Source organism: Nitrogeniibacter aestuarii, from assembly GCF_017309585.1.
Lineage (GTDB): Bacteria > Pseudomonadota > Gammaproteobacteria > Burkholderiales > Rhodocyclaceae > Nitrogeniibacter > Nitrogeniibacter aestuarii.
Window position 1 is genome coordinate 2,519,828 of record NZ_CP071321.1, and the last position, 15,458, is coordinate 2,535,285.

At 59.4% G+C, this 15,458-nt stretch carries 18 protein-coding genes; 7 read left to right on the plus strand and 11 right to left on the minus strand.

Annotated elements, in window-relative coordinates; translation table 11 throughout:
- The first annotated feature begins 143 nt into the window (after positions 1-143).
- From dapC to J0W34_RS11565, 6 genes are all read left to right on the plus strand, one after another.
- Entirely contained in the window at positions 144-1,340 is a 1,197-nt protein-coding gene (dapC, locus tag J0W34_RS11540; RefSeq protein WP_230971669.1) for a succinyldiaminopimelate transaminase, read from the plus strand.
- 29 nt (positions 1,341-1,369) lie between these two features.
- The gene (gene dapD / locus J0W34_RS11545) at positions 1,370-2,191 is read left to right on the plus strand and encodes a 2,3,4,5-tetrahydropyridine-2,6-dicarboxylate N-succinyltransferase (RefSeq protein WP_230968900.1); all 822 of its coding nucleotides are present in this window, start codon (positions 1,370-1,372) and stop codon (positions 2,189-2,191) included.
- 79 nt (positions 2,192-2,270) lie between these two features.
- Positions 2,271-3,449 carry a PilT/PilU family type 4a pilus ATPase gene (locus J0W34_RS11550; RefSeq protein WP_230971670.1) on the plus strand — a complete coding sequence of 393 codons (1,179 nt, stop codon included), beginning with the start codon at positions 2,271-2,273 and terminating at the stop codon, positions 3,447-3,449.
- Between the two features lie 12 nt (positions 3,450-3,461).
- Positions 3,462-4,604: a succinyl-diaminopimelate desuccinylase gene (dapE, locus tag J0W34_RS11555; RefSeq protein ID WP_230968901.1), complete on the plus strand. Its 1,143-nt coding sequence runs from the start codon at positions 3,462-3,464 to the stop codon at positions 4,602-4,604.
- A 3-nt stretch (positions 4,605-4,607) separates the two neighbouring features.
- Positions 4,608-5,552 carry a 50S ribosomal protein L3 N(5)-glutamine methyltransferase gene (gene prmB / locus J0W34_RS11560; RefSeq protein WP_230968902.1) on the plus strand — a complete coding sequence of 315 codons (945 nt, stop codon included), beginning with the start codon at positions 4,608-4,610 and terminating at the stop codon, positions 5,550-5,552.
- Between the two features lie 277 nt (positions 5,553-5,829).
- Positions 5,830-6,288 (plus strand): response regulator, encoded by a 459-nt coding sequence (locus tag J0W34_RS11565; protein WP_227814375.1) that lies wholly within the window; start codon positions 5,830-5,832, stop codon positions 6,286-6,288.
- Between the two features lie 66 nt (positions 6,289-6,354).
- On the opposite strand, the gene iscX is transcribed toward J0W34_RS11565, so the two are convergent.
- From iscX to J0W34_RS11620, 11 genes are all read right to left on the minus strand, one after another.
- Positions 6,355-6,549, minus strand: a complete 195-nt coding sequence (gene iscX / locus J0W34_RS11570; protein ID WP_227814374.1) for a Fe-S cluster assembly protein IscX — start codon at positions 6,547-6,549, stop codon at positions 6,355-6,357.
- Positions 6,549-6,890 (minus strand): ISC system 2Fe-2S type ferredoxin, encoded by a 342-nt coding sequence (gene fdx / locus J0W34_RS11575; RefSeq protein ID WP_227814373.1) that lies wholly within the window; start codon positions 6,888-6,890, stop codon positions 6,549-6,551. The genes iscX and fdx overlap by 1 nt, the downstream gene beginning before the upstream one ends.
- Position 6,891: 1 nt before the next feature.
- Entirely contained in the window at positions 6,892-8,760 is a 1,869-nt protein-coding gene (hscA, locus tag J0W34_RS11580) for a Fe-S protein assembly chaperone HscA (protein WP_230968903.1), read from the minus strand.
- On the minus strand, positions 8,760-9,314 hold the full coding sequence (gene hscB, locus J0W34_RS11585; protein WP_230968904.1) for a Fe-S protein assembly co-chaperone HscB: 555 nt from the start codon (positions 9,312-9,314) through the stop codon (positions 8,760-8,762). Before hscB ends, hscA begins: the two co-directional genes overlap by 1 nt.
- Positions 9,311-9,634 (minus strand): iron-sulfur cluster assembly protein IscA, encoded by a 324-nt coding sequence (gene iscA / locus J0W34_RS11590; RefSeq protein WP_227814370.1) that lies wholly within the window; start codon positions 9,632-9,634, stop codon positions 9,311-9,313. Before iscA ends, hscB begins: the two co-directional genes overlap by 4 nt.
- 11 nt (positions 9,635-9,645) lie before the next feature.
- Positions 9,646-10,035 (minus strand): Fe-S cluster assembly scaffold IscU, encoded by a 390-nt coding sequence (gene iscU, locus J0W34_RS11595; protein ID WP_230968905.1) that lies wholly within the window; start codon positions 10,033-10,035, stop codon positions 9,646-9,648.
- Between the two features lie 18 nt (positions 10,036-10,053).
- Complete coding sequence (locus J0W34_RS11600; RefSeq protein ID WP_230968906.1) at positions 10,054-11,262, minus strand: IscS subfamily cysteine desulfurase; 1,209 nt, start codon at positions 11,260-11,262, stop codon at positions 10,054-10,056.
- Between the two features lie 49 nt (positions 11,263-11,311).
- Entirely contained in the window at positions 11,312-12,463 is a 1,152-nt protein-coding gene (locus J0W34_RS11605) for a cysteine desulfurase family protein (RefSeq protein ID WP_230968907.1), read from the minus strand.
- Between the two features lie 10 nt (positions 12,464-12,473).
- Positions 12,474-12,950 carry a Fe-S cluster assembly transcriptional regulator IscR gene (gene iscR, locus J0W34_RS11610; RefSeq protein WP_227814367.1) on the minus strand — a complete coding sequence of 159 codons (477 nt, stop codon included), beginning with the start codon at positions 12,948-12,950 and terminating at the stop codon, positions 12,474-12,476.
- Positions 12,951-13,037: 87 nt separating this feature from the next.
- Positions 13,038-13,826: a serine O-acetyltransferase gene (cysE, locus tag J0W34_RS11615; RefSeq protein ID WP_269144617.1), complete on the minus strand. Its 789-nt coding sequence runs from the start codon at positions 13,824-13,826 to the stop codon at positions 13,038-13,040.
- 27 nt (positions 13,827-13,853) lie between these two features.
- Positions 13,854-14,582: an RNA methyltransferase gene (locus tag J0W34_RS11620; RefSeq protein WP_230968908.1), complete on the minus strand. Its 729-nt coding sequence runs from the start codon at positions 14,580-14,582 to the stop codon at positions 13,854-13,856.
- 63 nt (positions 14,583-14,645) lie between these two features.
- On the opposite strand from J0W34_RS11620, the gene J0W34_RS11625 reads away from it, so the two are divergent.
- The gene (locus J0W34_RS11625; RefSeq protein WP_230968909.1) at positions 14,646-15,452 is read left to right on the plus strand and encodes an inositol monophosphatase family protein; all 807 of its coding nucleotides are present in this window, start codon (positions 14,646-14,648) and stop codon (positions 15,450-15,452) included.
- Positions 15,453-15,458: the final 6 nt, after the last annotated feature.

The window sequence follows — 15,458 nt, forward strand, 5'->3', positions numbered from 1 at the left end:
GGCTCGCCTGACAGACGGCATCCGGTGCCAGCCATCCGGGCCGGAACAAGCGGGCTATGATAGCATCTTCGCCCATTCCAACCGCTGCCCTGCGCTGCAAGTCATTGCAACAAGACGTGGGGCCGAAGACGCCGTATTTCGCCGTGAATCCGTATCTCGACCGACTCCAGCCCTACCCGTTCGAAAAGCTGCGCGTGCTTTTCGAGGGGATTGAACCGCACCCCGAATTCAAGCCGATTCGCCTGTCGATTGGCGAGCCGCGCCATGCGACACCACAGATCGTACTGGATGCCATGGCAAACAATCTTGACGGCCTGGCGGTCTATCCCCCCACCGCAGGTTCAGACGCCCTGCGCCAGACCATCGCTGACTGGCTCAAGCGGCGCTACGGACTGGGCGCTGTGGACGCTGCCACCCAGGTTTTACCCGTCAACGGCTCACGGGAGGCGCTGTTCGCTTTCGGTCAATGTGTCGTCGACGGCACCCGGCCCGGCGCCAAGGTACTGAGCCCGAACCCCTTCTATCAGATCTACGAGGGTGCGGCGCTGCTAGCCGGCGCCGAACCGGTGTTTATCAACACGGTCGAGTCGAACAACTTTGCTTTCGATGTATCGAGCCTTGACACCGCAACCCTCGATGCCGTGCAACTGGTCTTTGTCTGTTCCCCCAGCAATCCGACCGGCCATGTGATGGATCAGGCGGAATGGAACCGGTTGTTCGAGTTGTCCGACAAGCACGAGTTCGTGATCGCTGCCGACGAGTGTTACTCCGAAATCTATTTCGACGAGGCCAACCCGCCCCTGGGTGCGCTTGAGGCTGCCTGGGCTGCAGGTCGCACGGATTTTCGCAATGTGGTGACGTTTTCGAGCCTCTCGAAGCGCTCCAATGTGCCGGGGCTGCGCTCCGGCTTCGTCGCCGGTGACGCCCGCGTGCTCAAGCAGTTCCTGCGCTATCGCACCTACCACGGCTGCGCCATGGGCCCCACCATGCAAATGGCGTCTATTGCCGCCTGGCAGGATGAAGCCCATGTGCAGGAAAACCGGCGGCTGTACCGTGAGAAGTTCGATCGCATCGTCCCGATGCTCTCACCCTGGCTTGGCATCCGGAAGCCAGACGCCGGCTTCTACCTGTGGGCACGCACGCCCGGGAGCGACACCGAGTTCGCCCGGGGCCTGCAGGCCGAATATAATGTGACTGTTTTGCCCGGCTCGTACCTGGCACGCGACACCACCAGCGGCAACCCGGGCGCCGGATTTGTCCGCATTGCGCTGGTGGCAGAACCCCAGGAATGCATCGAAGCGGCCGAGCGCATCGTTGCCTTCTGCAAGCAATCGACCTGATTTCCCATTCAAATAAAGAGACACTCCTCATGCAAGAGCTTCAGCAAATCATCGACGACGCCTTTGAGAACCGCGCCAGCCTGTCGCCCAGCGATGCGCCCGCACACATCCGCGACGCAGTTGAAAAGGTCATCGCCGGCCTCGACAACGGCAGCCTTCGCGTGGCCGAAAAGAAGGATGGCCAATGGGTCGTCAATCAGTGGATCAAGAAGGCCGTTCTGATTTCCTTCCGCCTGCGCGACAACAGCATCATGGCCGGTGGTGCCACCAACTACTACGACAAGGTCGCCACCAAGTTCGGCGACTACACCCCGGAACAGTTCCAGCAAGGCGGCTTCCGTGTGGTGCCGCCGGCAACGGCACGCAAGGGCAGCTTCATCGGCAAGAACGTGGTGCTGATGCCCTCTTACGTGAATATCGGCGCCTATGTCGATGACGGCACTATGGTCGACACCTGGGCCACCGTTGGCTCCTGCGCCCAGATCGGCAAGAACGTTCATCTCTCCGGTGGCGTCGGCATCGGTGGCGTGCTCGAACCGGTCCAGGCCGGCCCGGTGATCATCGAGGACAACGTCTTCGTGGGTGCCCGTTCAGAAATCGTGGAAGGCGTCGTTGTTGAAGAGAACGCTGTCATTTCCATGGGCGTCTATATCGGCATGAGCACCAAGATCTATGACCGGGAAACCGGCGAGGTCACCTACGGCCGCGTGCCGTCGGGCGCCGTGGTCGTGCCGGGCAGCCTGCCCTCCGCCGATGGGAAGTACAGCCTGTACTGCGCGGTCATCGTCAAACGCGTCGATGCGCAGACGCGCGCGAAAACAGGTATCAACGAGCTGCTGCGCGGCGCTTGATCGCACCATCTTTTCCGCGAACGAGCCTGCGACCAGCAGGCTCTTTTTCAAGGAGCTGAGGTCAGTGGAATCCAAGCCGATGATTCTGGACAAGTTGTTCACCCTGATGGCCGAGAAGAAAGCCTCGGACATCTTCATCACTGCCGGTGTGCCGATACACATCAAGATCGAGGGTGAATCCGTCCCGATCAACCAGCAGTCGATGGACCCGGCCATGATCCAGCGCATGGCGTTCGAGATCATGACGCCGGATCAGATCGCCCGATTCCAGCGCGACAAGGAGATGAACCTCTCCTTCGGTCGTCGTGACCTGGGCAACTTCCGGGTCAACCTCTTCTGGCAACGCAACAGCGTGGCCATCGTGGTGCGTTTCATCCAGGGCGTGATTCCGACACTCGAATCGCTGAGCCTGCCGATGGAACTGGGCAACGTGATCATGGAAAAACGGGGGCTTGTGCTGGTCGTCGGTGCCACCGGCTCGGGCAAGTCCACCACCCTGGCCTCGATGATCGATCACCGGAACCGACACCGCTCCGGCCATATCCTGACCATCGAAGATCCGATCGAATACCTCTTCAAGCACAAGAAGTCGATCATCAATCAGCGCGAAATCGGTATCGATACGCTGGACTGGCATCAGGCCCTGAAAAACGCCATGCGTCAGGCGCCCGATTGCATCCTGATCGGCGAGATTCGCGATCAGGAAACCATGCAGGCCGCCCTCGCGTACGCCCAGACCGGCCACCTCTGCCTCGGCACGCTGCACGCCAACAATGCCTACCATGCGCTGAACCGTATCGTGAATTTCTTCCCGATGGAAAACCGGCCGCTGCTCTATCTCGATCTGGCCGTTGCGCTCAAGACCATCATTTCGCAGCGTCTCGTGCGCCGCCCCGACGGGTCTCGCATGCCCACGGTCGAGCTGCTCATGAACACACGACATGTGGCCGAATTGATCGAGCGCGGAGAAATTTCCGCCATCAAGGAAGCCATGGAGCAATCGCTCGCCCCGGGCTCGCAAACCTTCGAACAGGATCTGTTCCGCCTCTATCGCGAAAAGATCATCACGCTGGAAGAGGCGCTGGCAAACGCAGATTCGCCGACGAACCTGTCCTGGCTCATCAATAACTCCAAGATGAGCAAACCGGGGAACGACAAGTCCATTGAAAAGAAGTCCTCCGACATCGTCGATTTCGAATCGACGCAGCCGGATGGGGCTTCATTCAGCGAATTCACGCTCAACCTCGACGACAACTGAGTCACGCCATACATGCCCCAACAAGCAGCATCCACCCAGGCGCTTGCAGAAGCACTGATTCGCCGCCAATCCGTTACGCCCGAAGATGCCGGCTGCCTCGATCTGATCGCTGAGCGACTGGCACCACTGGGTTTCACGTGCGAACGTATCGACCGCAACCAGACCTGCAACCTCTGGGCAGTTCGGGGTCAAAACGGCCCGATCGTCACCTTTGCCGGACACACCGACGTCGTCCCCACCGGCCCGGTGGAGCGCTGGCAATCCCCGCCGTTCGAGCCGAGCATCCGCGATGGTCACCTTTATGGACGCGGCGCAGCAGACATGAAGACCTCGCTCGCCGCCTTTGTGACAGCCATCGAAGCGTTCGTGGCTGCCCATCCAGATCACCCCGGGCGGATAGCACTATTGCTCACCTCCGACGAAGAAGGTGATGCGACGGACGGCACCATTGCCGTTGTCGAGGCCTTGAAGTCCCGTGGCCAGCGCCTCAACTACTGCATCGTTGGCGAGCCGACCTCGGTCGAGCGTCTGGGCGACATGGTCAAGAACGGACGTCGTGGCAGTCTTTCAGGCACGCTGACCGTCAAGGGCCAGCAAGGACACATCGCCTACCCGCACCTGGCTAAGAACCCGATTCATCTCGCCGCGCCCGCGCTGGCCGAGCTGGCCGTCACCCGCTGGGACGATGGCAACGAATATTTCCCGCCCACGAGTTGGCAGATGTCAAACATCCACGCGGGAACCGGTGCCAATAACGTCATCCCCGGCACCATGGAAGTAATGTTCAATTTCCGCTTCTCGTCAGAATGGACGGAAACCGGGCTGCGTGACCGCGTCCATGAACTGCTCGACCGCCACAAGCTCGACTACGACATCGATTGGCGCCTTTCCGGAAATCCCTATCTCACGCCGCGAGGCACTCTGGTTGAGGCAATCAGCCTGGCCATCGACAGCACCTGCGGCATGCGCCCGGAGATCTCCACCACCGGTGGCACCTCCGACGGCCGCTTCATCGCTGCCATCTGTGACGAAGTGGTCGAATTCGGGCCCGTCAACGCCACCATCCACAAGATTGATGAACGCATTGCGCTCGACGCCATCGAGCCGCTCAGCGCTGTCTATCGTCGTACCCTCGAAAACCTTTTGCTGGGCTGATCCATGAGCGAGCATCACCAGGACCATGACGGTCATCACGAACACGACGACCATGACCACAGTGGTCCACTCGTCGAACTGGTCACTCTGCGTGACTGGCTGCGGTACGCGGTGACCCAGTTCAATCGCAACCAGTTGTTTTTCGGGCATGGCAGCGACAACGCCTGGGACGAAGCTGTCTATCTGCTGCTTCATACCCTTTCACTGCCGCTCGATCGGCTCGAACCGTTTCTCGATGCCTGCATTCCGATCGAGGAGCGCATCGAACTGCTCGACATCATCGAAAAGCGCGTCAACACCCGTCAGCCGGCCGCTTACCTGACAGGTGAAGCGTGGCTGGGCCCCTATCGCTTCAAAGTCGATCCACGCGTCATCGTGCCTCGATCCTATTTTGCGAACATGCTCATGGACCGCCTTGCACCGTGGGTGGACGATCCGCTGGCCATCTTGCACGCAGCGGACATCTGCACAGGGTCGGGATGCCTTGCAATCCTGATGGCCGAGGCCTTCCCGCTGGCCAGCATCGACGCAGTGGACCTCTCCCACGAAGCCCTCGAAGTTGCGCAGGAAAACGTCGCGGACTACGGCATGGAGACACAGATTGCACTTCATCATGGCGACGCGCTTGAGCCACTCGCCGGACAGAAATACGATCTCATCCTGAGCAATCCGCCTTACGTGACGGATGCCGACATGGCATGCCTCCCGGACGAATACCACCACGAGCCGACCATGTCGCTCGGTGCCGGCAAGGATGGTCTCGACGTCGTACACAAACTCATCAGCAAGGCGAAACAGCATCTGACCACAAATGGCATGCTGCTCGTTGAAGTCGGCCACAACCGTCACCTGGTTGAGCAAGCCTATCCTGACCTGGCGATGACCTGGATCACCGACGAACACGCAGAAGACAAAATCTTCCTCGTGCACGCACGCGATCTGCCCTGACCGTAAACCCTGACCGCCGACGCAAGCTGTTGCAAAACAGCCCAAGCTTTTCTTGCCGGGCAACTTGGCACAGTGTATTTTCGTCAAAGGGCTCTGTTACAAATTGGACGAATGAGATCCAGCGACAGGGCTCGCTGAACGCGTGCCTCGAATACGCGTCAAGCAAGAGGTCACCGGCAGGCACAGAAAGAAATCGGGTCGATTCGACTCAATGACACCGAAGTTCTGCCGATAATAAAAATTCAGGCATATCGCCTTTGGTCAGGAACACTCCAACATGGCATCCGAGCGCCCGATTCTGCTCGTCGAAGATAATCCCGACGACGAAGCGCTGACACTGCGCGCGTTCAGCAAGAACGACATACCCAATCCCGTGATCGTCGCTCGCGATGGCGTCGAAGCGCTCGATTACCTCTTCGGTACCGGCACCCACGAAAAACGTGACATGAGTATCATGCCCGCCGTGGTGCTTCTCGACCTCAAGCTACCGCGCATTGATGGCCTGGAGGTTCTCAAACGCATCCGCGCCCACGAGCGTACCGCCCTGCTCCCGGTCGTTGTCCTGACGACATCGAAAGAGCAGCAGGACATCCTCGAAGCCTATCGACTCGGCGCCAACAGCTACATCCGGAAACCGGTTGATTTCGAGCGGTTCATCCAGGCAGTCGGCCAGCTGGGCGTCTATTGGCTTTCGCTCAACGAGCCTTCTGACCCTATCGCCAGCCTGCCTGACTGATCGATCCGGCATGTCCACGAAAAAGGCGCCTCGAAGGCGCCTTTTTTCATGCCAGTCGGTCGGGATTCAGCCGACCTCGTCGATCCAGGCCTGCTGAATGGCCTCAAGAATGCGCTCACCACATCGATCAGGATCATCATCAAATTCCGGTAATGCCTTCACCCAGTTCATGAGATCCACGAAATTGACGCGCGTCGGATCCACATCTTCATGGACATCGGCCAGCTGGATAGCGATTTCCTCAACGTCGGTCCACTTCATCAGTGCTTACCCTCACTCACCATGTTGATCGTGTATTTCGGAATTTCGACCACGAGCGGCTCCTCAGTCACCACCGCCTGACAGGACAGACGCGAGTTGGGCTCAAGCCCCCATGCCTTATCGAGCAGGTCTTCCTCGTCGTCAGTCGCCTCGTCAAGAGACGCAAAACCTTCGCGCACCACGACATGGCAGGTCGTGCACGCACAACTCTTCTCACAAGCGTGTTCTATCTCGATGTCGTTACGCAACAGCGCATCGCAGATCGTCTCGCCCGGATTGGCTTCAATCACAGCGCCATCAGGGCAAAGCTCCACGTGCGGCAGCACCACAATCTGAGTCATTTCAAACCTTTAGATCATTAACTTTCTGTCCGGCGAGTGCCGTCCGAATACTTTTGTCCATACGCCGCGCCGCAAACAGGTCCGTCTCGCGCCCCAGCTGATCGAGACATCGACGCAGCTCCTTGCCGTCGGTCTGCACCACTGCCGCCGCCAGCTCGGACATGGCACGATCTACGGTGGCGCGCTCGGTGTCAGTCAGCAACTCGCCGTCCGTCTGGAGCGCCTGACCAACAACTTCCAGCATCCGCTCGCCCTCGACCTGAAGCTCTCGTACAGCACGGGCTTGAGCATCTTCACCGGCGTGTTCAAAGCCCGCCTTCAACATGTCTGACACTTCCTCATCAGACAGTCCATAGGACGGTTTGACGGTGACGTGCGATTCCACACCAGACGACATTTCGCGAGCAGAGACGGCAAGCAAGCCATCCGCATCGACCTGAAACGTCACGCGAATACGTGCAGCCCCTGCCGTCATTGGCGGTATACCGCGCAGTTCGAACCGCGCCAGTGACCGACAATCGGAGACCAGTTCCCGCTCGCCCTGAACGACGTGAATCGCCATGGCCGTCTGTCCATCCTTGAAGGTGGTGAACTCCTGCGCTTTGGCGATTGGAATCGTCGAATTGCGCGGGATGACTTTCTCGACGAGCCCACCCATGGTTTCCAGGCCCAGCGACAGCGGAATCACATCCAGCAGCAGCCAGTCGTCGTCGGCGCTGCGATTGCCTGCCAGCACGTTCGCCTGCATGGCAGCCCCCAGGGCGACCACCTTGTCCGGATCGAGGTTGGTCAACGGGGTTTGACCGAAGTACTCGCCCACCGCACGCTGAACACTGAGCATGCGTGTGGAACCGCCCACCATGACCACCCCCTTGACGTCTTCGGGGCTCAGGTCGGCATCACGCAAGGCCTTGCGAACGGGCGCAAGCGTCTTGCCGACAAGCGTCTTGGTGATGTCATCAAACACATCACGCGTAAGTACAACGCTGACCTCTTCGCCGCTCTTGAGCGTCGCTTCGATCCTGGTCTGCTCATCGACACTGAGCTTCTCCTTGGCGCTCCGCGCCAGACTCAGAAGATGTCGGGCATCGGTGTCGGACAAAGGCGCAAGTTTTGACTGTTCGAGAATCCAGCAAAAGACGCGATGATCGAAGTCATCACCACCGAGCGATGCGTCACCGTTGGTGGCCATCACTTCGAACACGCCCTTGGTGAGCCGCAAGATCGAAATATCGAACGTGCCACCACCGAGATCGTAGATGGCGTAAACACCTTCGGCGGCGTTGTCCAAGCCATAGGCCACTGCTGCGGCAGTCGGTTCGTTCAGCAGTCGCAGCACATTGAGGCCCGCCAGACGTGCTGCATCCTTCGTGGCCTGTCGCTGTGCGTCATCAAAATAGGCCGGCACGGTGATCACGGCGCCGACCAGATCACCGCCAAGGCTCTCTTCAGCCCTCTCACGCAGGGACTTCAGAATCTCCGCGGAGATCTCGACGGGCGATTTTTCACCGGCGACCGTGCGCAACCGCAACATGCCTTCGCCATCTTTGAAGTCGTAGGGCATGGATTCGATGTGGGCCACATCCTTGATGCCCCGACCCATGAAGCGCTTGACCGAAACGATCGTGTTCTTCGGGTCGCTGAGCTGATGCGTCTGTGCCGCGCGCCCGACAAGGACCTGTCGGTCCGAACCGTAGTGCACCACCGAGGGCAGCATCGATCGACCATCGTGATCACTCAGGCAAACCGTCATGCCATTGCGCACGGTGGCCACAAGCGAGTTCGTGGTGCCCAGGTCGATGCCAACCGCGAGCCGATGCTCATGCGGCTCGGCCGACATGCCGGGTTCTGCAATTTGGAGTAATGCCATCAGTCTTCCAACGCGTCGATTGCGTCGTCGATATCCTGCTGAAGTTTTTCAATGAACATGAGCCGGCGCACGGTATCGGAGGCGCCATCGAGATCGCCCGGATCGCCGTCGAGCTGGCGTGCAAGCTCTTCGTTGACCTCGCGTGCATGCACGCTGAGACGACGATGAAGTTGTTCGAGTTCGGTCAGATCAGCCCCGATCCTTGCCTCCTCGACCGCCTCCCGCCATTCCATTTGCTCCATGAGGAACTCAGGTGCCATGACGGTGTTGGTCTCGGCGCCCACATCCTTGCCCGCAAGCTCGAGCATGTAACGTGCCCGGGCCATGGGTTTGCACAAGGTGCGATAGGCCTCGTTGACACGAGTGGCCCACTGCATGGCAATCCTTTTCTCCGAGTCCGAACGATGGGCATGGCGATCAGGATGCACCTGAGACTGGCGATCCAGATATGCCTGCTCAAGTCGCTCCATCTCGATGCCGAAGCGTCGTGGCAGACCGAACAGGGCAAAAAAGTCTTGCTGCAGCTCGCTGCCGACGCCCGACAGATCACTCATACGTTGAAACTCTCGCCGCAACCACACTCGTCCTTGACGTTCGGGTTGTTGAACTTGAAGCCCTCGTTGAGACCTTCGCGAACGAAATCGAGCTCGGTGCCATCGAGGTAAGGCAGGCTCTTCGGGTCGATAAGCACCTTAAGTCCATGGCTCTCGAACACGATGTCGTCGTCTTCCGCACTATCAGCGAACTCGAGCTTGTACGCCATGCCCGAGCAGCCAGACGTTCTCACGCCCAGACGAATACCGATACCCTTGCCGCGCTTCTCGATATAACGGGAAACGTGACCGGCGGCAGAATCAGACAGGGTGATAGCCATGATGCAACTCCTTACTCGCCTTCGCCTGAACGCTTCTTGTAGTCGGCGACAGCCGCCTTGATTGCGTCTTCGGCAAGGATGGAACAGTGAATTTTCACCGGCGGCAACGCCAGTTCTTCGGCGATGGCAGTGTTCTTGATTTCCAGCGCCTGGTCCAGGGTCTTGCCCTTGACCCATTCGGTCACCAGGGAGCTGGATGCAATCGCCGAACCGCAGCCATAGGTCTTGAACTTGGCGTCTTCAATCACGCCGTCCTTGCCGACCTTGATCTGCAGTTTCATCACGTCACCACAGGCCGGGGCGCCGACCATACCGGTGGCTACACCCTCTTCTTCCTTGTCAAAGGAACCCACGTTGCGCGGATTTTCGTAGTGGTCCAGAACTTTATCGCTATATGCCATGACTTTGACTCCTTGCTATCAGTGGGCGGCCCACTGAACCGTATTCAGATCGATGCCTTCCTGCACCATTTCCCAGAGCGGCGAGAGCTCACGCAGCTTGCCGATCTTCTGGTGCAGCAGCTCGATGGTGAAATCGACTTCCTCTTCCGTGGTAAAGCGGCCGATCGAAAAGCGGATGGAACTGTGCGCCAACTCGTCATTCCGCCCCAGCGCACGCAGCACATAGGACGGCTCGAGACTGGCTGATGTACAGGCCGAACCACTCGAAACGGCAATGTCCTTGATCGCCATGATCAGGGATTCACCTTCCACGTAATTGAAAGAGATATTCAGGTTGTGAGGCACACGGTGTTCGACATCACCATTGATGTAGGTTTCCTCGATTTCCGTCAGCCCGTTCATGAGACGGTCGCGAAGCATGCGCACACGCTCGTTCTCCACCGCCATTTCCTCGCGAGCAATGCGGAAGGCCTCACCCATGCCCACGATCTGATGCGTTGCCAGCGTACCTGAGCGCATCCCACGCTCATGACCACCGCCGTGCATCTGGGCGATCAGGCGCACACGCGGCTTGCGCCGAACATAGAGCGCACCGATGCCTTTCGGCCCGTACGTCTTGTGGGCGGAGAACGACATGAGATCAACCTTCAGTTTCTGGAGATCGATCTCCACCTTGCCGGTCGCCTGCGCAGCATCCACATGGAACACGATGCCACGTTCGCGACATAGCTCACCGATCTCTTCGATCGGCTGGATCACGCCGATTTCGTTATTCACGAACATCACCGAGATGACGGTGGTATCGGGGCGAATCGCTGCCTTGAGCGCGTCCATGTCGATCAGACCGTCTTCCTTGACATCCAGGTAGGTTGCTTCGAAGCCTTGGCGTTCGAGCTCCCGCACCGTATCGAGCACAGCCTTGTGCTCGGTCTTGACGGTGATGATGTGCTGGCCCTTGCTCTGATAGAACTGCGCAGCCCCCTTGATCGCCAGGTTGTTCGACTCGGTCGCACCGGAGGTCCAGACGATTTCCTTCGGATCGGCATTGACCAGGGCCGCAACTTCAGCCCGCGCCTCCTCGACCGCCTTGTCCGCCTCCCAGCCGTAGGCGTGCGAGCGACTCGCCGGATTGCCGAAGTGCTCCACGAGGTAGGGAATCATCTTGTCGGCAACGCGCGGGTCGACCGGCGTCGTGGCCGAGTAGTCGAGGTAAATCGGAAACTTCATCTTTTTCTCTCCAAAACGGCACCACCGGGCGCCCGTCAATTCATCAATTCTATTCAACCGTGACCGCTCTTAGGCCCCGAAGTGCATCCACTTGCACGCGCAGCACGTCGATAAAACGTGTCATGTCCGACCGAGTCGTACTCATGCCGGTACTCACCCGCACCGCGTTACGCGCCGTATTGGGCTCAACACCCATGGCAAGCAGCGTTTTCGACGGCTCAGGATCGGCACTCGAACAGGCAGACCCGCTCGCACATGCAAAACCCTCCCGATCCAGCTTGCCGACCAGGGTTTCACCGTCGATACCGGCAAAAGCAAAAAAAGTCGTCCCCGCAAGTCGAGGTGCAGCGCGACCGAAAATCGTAGCCCCGAGTGACGCGAGCGCATTGTCCAGTTCATCCCGAAGCACAGCCTGTCGCTGCATCTCGCTGTCGCGACGTGCCACGGCGAGTTCGCAGGCCTTGCCGAATCCAACGATGGCCGCCACGTTCTCGGTCCCTGAACGCAAACCCCGCTCCTGACCACCACCCGCGATCAACGGCGCCAGATCGACCCGCTTGTCCACAATCAGCGCGCCCGCACCCAGCGGCCCGTAAATCTTGTGGGCCGAGATGCTCATCGCATTCACACCCAGAGCACGAAAATCAACCGGCAACTTGCCGAGTGCCTGGACGGCGTCGGTATGCATCCATACGCCTGCTGCTCGTGCCGCAGCGGCAATCTCGTCAACCGGTTGAATCACACCCGTTTCATTGTTGGCGAGCATGACCGACACCATCCGCGGACCGGTGGCCAGTGCCCGCTCGACGTCAGACATATTGATGACACCCTGAGCGTCTACACCCACGGTTTCCATCGCCCAACCGGCTCTTGTCAGTTGTCGGGCCGGCTCGCGCACACAGGGGTGCTCAAGTCGGGAAATCACGACCACACCAGGTTTCGTCGTTGCAGCCACACCCTTCAGAAAAAGGTTGTTCGCCTCTGAGCCGCCACTGGTAAAAACGACTTCTGTCTTGTGAGCACCAACCGCCGCTGCCACCTGAGCGCGGGCAGCCTCAATGGCAGAGCGAGCCTGACGCCCGTACTCGTGACGGCTCGACGCATTGCCGAAGCGTCCATCCAGGTAAGGCAGCATCACTTCACGCACCGCAGGATCGAGCGGCGTCGTCGCGTTGTGATCGAGGTAGGTCGGCGCAAACACGAGCAATCCCTCAGGCGGCCACGGAAGCCCCGTCGGCACGGCTCTCACGCTTGTCCTTGAGGACAGCGATCTTCGAAGCCCGAGCATGCTGCTGCTCGACCAGACCCTTCAACGTCACTGAGTCGAGATACTCGAACATGCGCTTGTTCAGGTTGGTCCAAAGATCGTGCGTCATGCACACATGTTCGTCGTGGCAGTTGCCTTTGCCGCCGCACTGTGTGGCATCAAGTGGCTCATCCACCGCCACGATGATGTCGGCGACCGTGATGTCCGTCATACCCCGAGCCAGCGTGTAGCCACCACCCGGGCCGCGTACGCTTGACACAAGCTCATGGCGGCGCAGCTTGCCGAACAACTGCTCCAGGTAAGACAGGGAGATGCTCTGACGCTCTGCGATACCTGCCAAGGTCACGGGACCACCGTCTTGCCTGAGCGCAAGATCGATCATCGCTGTCACTGCAAAACGGCCTTTCGTGGTCAGTCTCATCGAGTACCCTCTCGTCAATACCTGAACAATTGACTCAACTATATAGTACCCGACTAAAGCAATCAACTATTCGCGTGATTGCGTGAGTCAATCCACCATCTTGCTCAGGCGCTCGGCATCAAGGTTGTCACAGCGCTTCTCTTCGTCATCAAGCGAAATGCCCGCCGCCTCAAGGCGACACAGCAATGCCTCAAGACGGCGATCGGTATCAACGGCATGATCGAGCAGACCGTGGAATGCCTTGGCCAGTGGATCATCCATGTCGCGCGTGACACCGTAGGCCGAGAACCCCATCTGCTCGGCTCTCTGGGCGCGCTCGTCATCTTTCGAACGATCCAGAACCCGCGCCGGGTTGCCCACCGCAGTGGCCCCTTCCGGCACCGGTTTGACCACCACGGCATTTGATCCCACCTTGGCACCGTCACCGACAGTGAAGCCCCCCAGCACCTTGGCGCCCGCGCCGATCACGACCCCACGCCCCAGCGTCGGATGGCGCTTTTCACCCCGATAGAGTGAAGTACCCCCCAGGGTTACCCCCTGGTAGATCGTGCAATCGTCCCCGACTTCTGCCGTCTCCCCGATCACGACACCAAAACCGTGGTCGATGAAAACACGCCGACCGATCACCGCACCCGGGTGAATCTCGATACCGGTGAGAAACCGGCTGACATGACTGATGAACCGACCGAGCCAGAACCAGCCGCGAGTCCATGCACCGTGGGCAAAGCGATGAAAGAAGAGCGCATGGATGCCTGGATAACAGGTGAGCACCTCCAGGGTCGAACGGGCGGCGGGGTCGCGGCTTCGAACACTGGCGATATCTTCACGCAAACGGCTGAACATTGAGGGCTCCGTATCGTTGTTCTTGTCCGGCACACGGCGGCCGGATAATTTCCGACTATTTTAATCGACTTTTTTATCCAGCGCACTGAGGATGCCGCGCAGAATCCCTACCTCTTCGCGCTCGAGTCGAACCCGTCCGAAGAGCCGCCGGATGCGCGTCATGAGCTTGCGCGGGTTGGCTGGATCATGGAAACCGCTGCGAACCATCGCAGCCTCCAGATGACCATAGAACCCTTCAACATCGTCAAAGCTTGCAGGCTGACCCAAACCATCGGGCGCTTCACCTCGTGAAGACAGCGCCATGCGCATCTCGTAGCACAGGATCTGAACGGCCGAAGCGAGATTCAGCGAGCTGTATTCCGGGTTGGTCGGAATCATCACCGGCAGGTGACACAAGGCCAGTTCTTCATTCGACAAGCCACTCGTTTCATTTCCGAATACGAGGGCAACATCACCGTGCTGTGCGTACTGCCCAACCTCGACAGCCGCCTCTCTGGACCACTGCATCGGAAGAGAAAGCTCTCGCCGGCGCGCGGTCATGGCAGCGGCAAAGACAGTGCCCTCGAGCGCCTCTTCAAGCGTTTCGACGACACGAGCGTTTTCGAGTACATCCGTCGCACCTGACGCCCGTGCGGTGGCAACTTCACTCGGGAAGGCATGAGGAGAGACCAACACCAGCTGACTCAGGCCCATAGTTTTCATGGCGCGGGCTGCGCCCCCGATATTGCCTGGATGGCTGGTGCGGGTCAGCACCACGCGAACGCGATCAAGCACAGTGGGGCCTTTCATATTAGAATTCGAGGTTTTCATTTTTCAGCGAACAGGCATGTCATCCTGTCGCATCGGACTGCAATGCACCCCACGCTCTCCATTGCCATCAAGGCAGCGCGCCGCGCCGGCAACACCATCAACCGCAACGCCAATGACGTGGACCGGATTCGCGTCGAGGCCAAAGCGGCCAACGACTTCGTCACCGAGGTGGATCGCGCCGCAGAAGCCGCGATCATCGAGACCTTACTCGACGCCTATCCGGGGCACGGCATTCTAGCAGAAGAGTCGGGCATCTCCGCCGGCAACCCGGACAGCGAATTCCAGTGGATTATCGACCCGCTCGATGGCACGACCAACTTCATCCACGGGTTTCCTCAGTACGCCGTGTCGATCGCGCTGACAAAAAACGGCGTGCTTGATCAGGCAGTGGTTTACGACCCCACGCGCAACGAGTTGTTCACCGCCTCGAAAGGCGCAGGGGCAACGCTCAACGAACGTCGCATTCGCGTCTCGCGCCGTACGAAACTCGCCGAGTCGCTGATCGCCACTGGCTTCCCGTTCCGCGAATTCGACCACGTGGACGCTTACCTGGCCATGTTCAAGGACATCTGTCAGAAAACGGCCGGCATTCGCCGTCCGGGCTCTGCCGCACTCGACCTGTGCTATGTCGCCTGCGGCCGTGTGGACGGCTTCTGGGAAATGGGCCTGTCGCCCTGGGACATGGCAGCGGGCGCGCTGATCATTCAGGAAGCGGGCGGACTGATCAGCGATCTTGCGGGCGAGTCGGACTACCTCAAGACCGGTAACTTGGTCGCCGGGACACCCAAGGTCTTCGGTCAGATGCTCCCCATCATCCAGTCGCACCGGCCCGAAGGCGTCACGGCCTGATTCTCG

Excerpts from the sequence above, each read along its gene's own strand:
- dapD (WP_230968900.1), top strand. The coding sequence starts at position 1,370 with ATGCAAGAGCTTCAGCAAATCATCGACGACGCCTTTGAGAACCGCGCC.
- J0W34_RS11550 (WP_230971670.1), top strand. The coding sequence starts at position 2,271 with ATGATTCTGGACAAGTTGTTCACCCTGATGGCCGAGAAGAAAGCCTCG.
- dapE (WP_230968901.1), top strand. The coding sequence starts at position 3,462 with ATGCCCCAACAAGCAGCATCCACCCAGGCGCTTGCAGAAGCACTGATT.
- prmB (WP_230968902.1), top strand. The coding sequence starts at position 4,608 with ATGAGCGAGCATCACCAGGACCATGACGGTCATCACGAACACGACGAC.
- J0W34_RS11565 (WP_227814375.1), top strand. The coding sequence starts at position 5,830 with ATGGCATCCGAGCGCCCGATTCTGCTCGTCGAAGATAATCCCGACGAC.
- iscX (WP_227814374.1), bottom strand. The coding sequence starts at position 6,549 with ATGAAGTGGACCGACGTTGAGGAAATCGCTATCCAGCTGGCCGATGTC.
- fdx (WP_227814373.1), bottom strand. The coding sequence starts at position 6,890 with ATGACTCAGATTGTGGTGCTGCCGCACGTGGAGCTTTGCCCTGATGGC.
- hscA (WP_230968903.1), bottom strand. The coding sequence starts at position 8,760 with ATGGCATTACTCCAAATTGCAGAACCCGGCATGTCGGCCGAGCCGCAT.
- hscB (WP_230968904.1), bottom strand. The coding sequence starts at position 9,314 with ATGAGTGATCTGTCGGGCGTCGGCAGCGAGCTGCAGCAAGACTTTTTT.
- iscA (WP_227814370.1), bottom strand. The coding sequence starts at position 9,634 with ATGGCTATCACCCTGTCTGATTCTGCCGCCGGTCACGTTTCCCGTTAT.
- iscU (WP_230968905.1), bottom strand. The coding sequence starts at position 10,035 with ATGGCATATAGCGATAAAGTTCTGGACCACTACGAAAATCCGCGCAAC.
- J0W34_RS11600 (WP_230968906.1), bottom strand. The coding sequence starts at position 11,262 with ATGAAGTTTCCGATTTACCTCGACTACTCGGCCACGACGCCGGTCGAC.
- iscR (WP_227814367.1), bottom strand. The coding sequence starts at position 12,950 with ATGAGACTGACCACGAAAGGCCGTTTTGCAGTGACAGCGATGATCGAT.
- J0W34_RS11620 (WP_230968908.1), bottom strand. The coding sequence starts at position 14,582 with ATGAAAGGCCCCACTGTGCTTGATCGCGTTCGCGTGGTGCTGACCCGC.
- J0W34_RS11625 (WP_230968909.1), top strand. The coding sequence starts at position 14,646 with ATGCACCCCACGCTCTCCATTGCCATCAAGGCAGCGCGCCGCGCCGGC.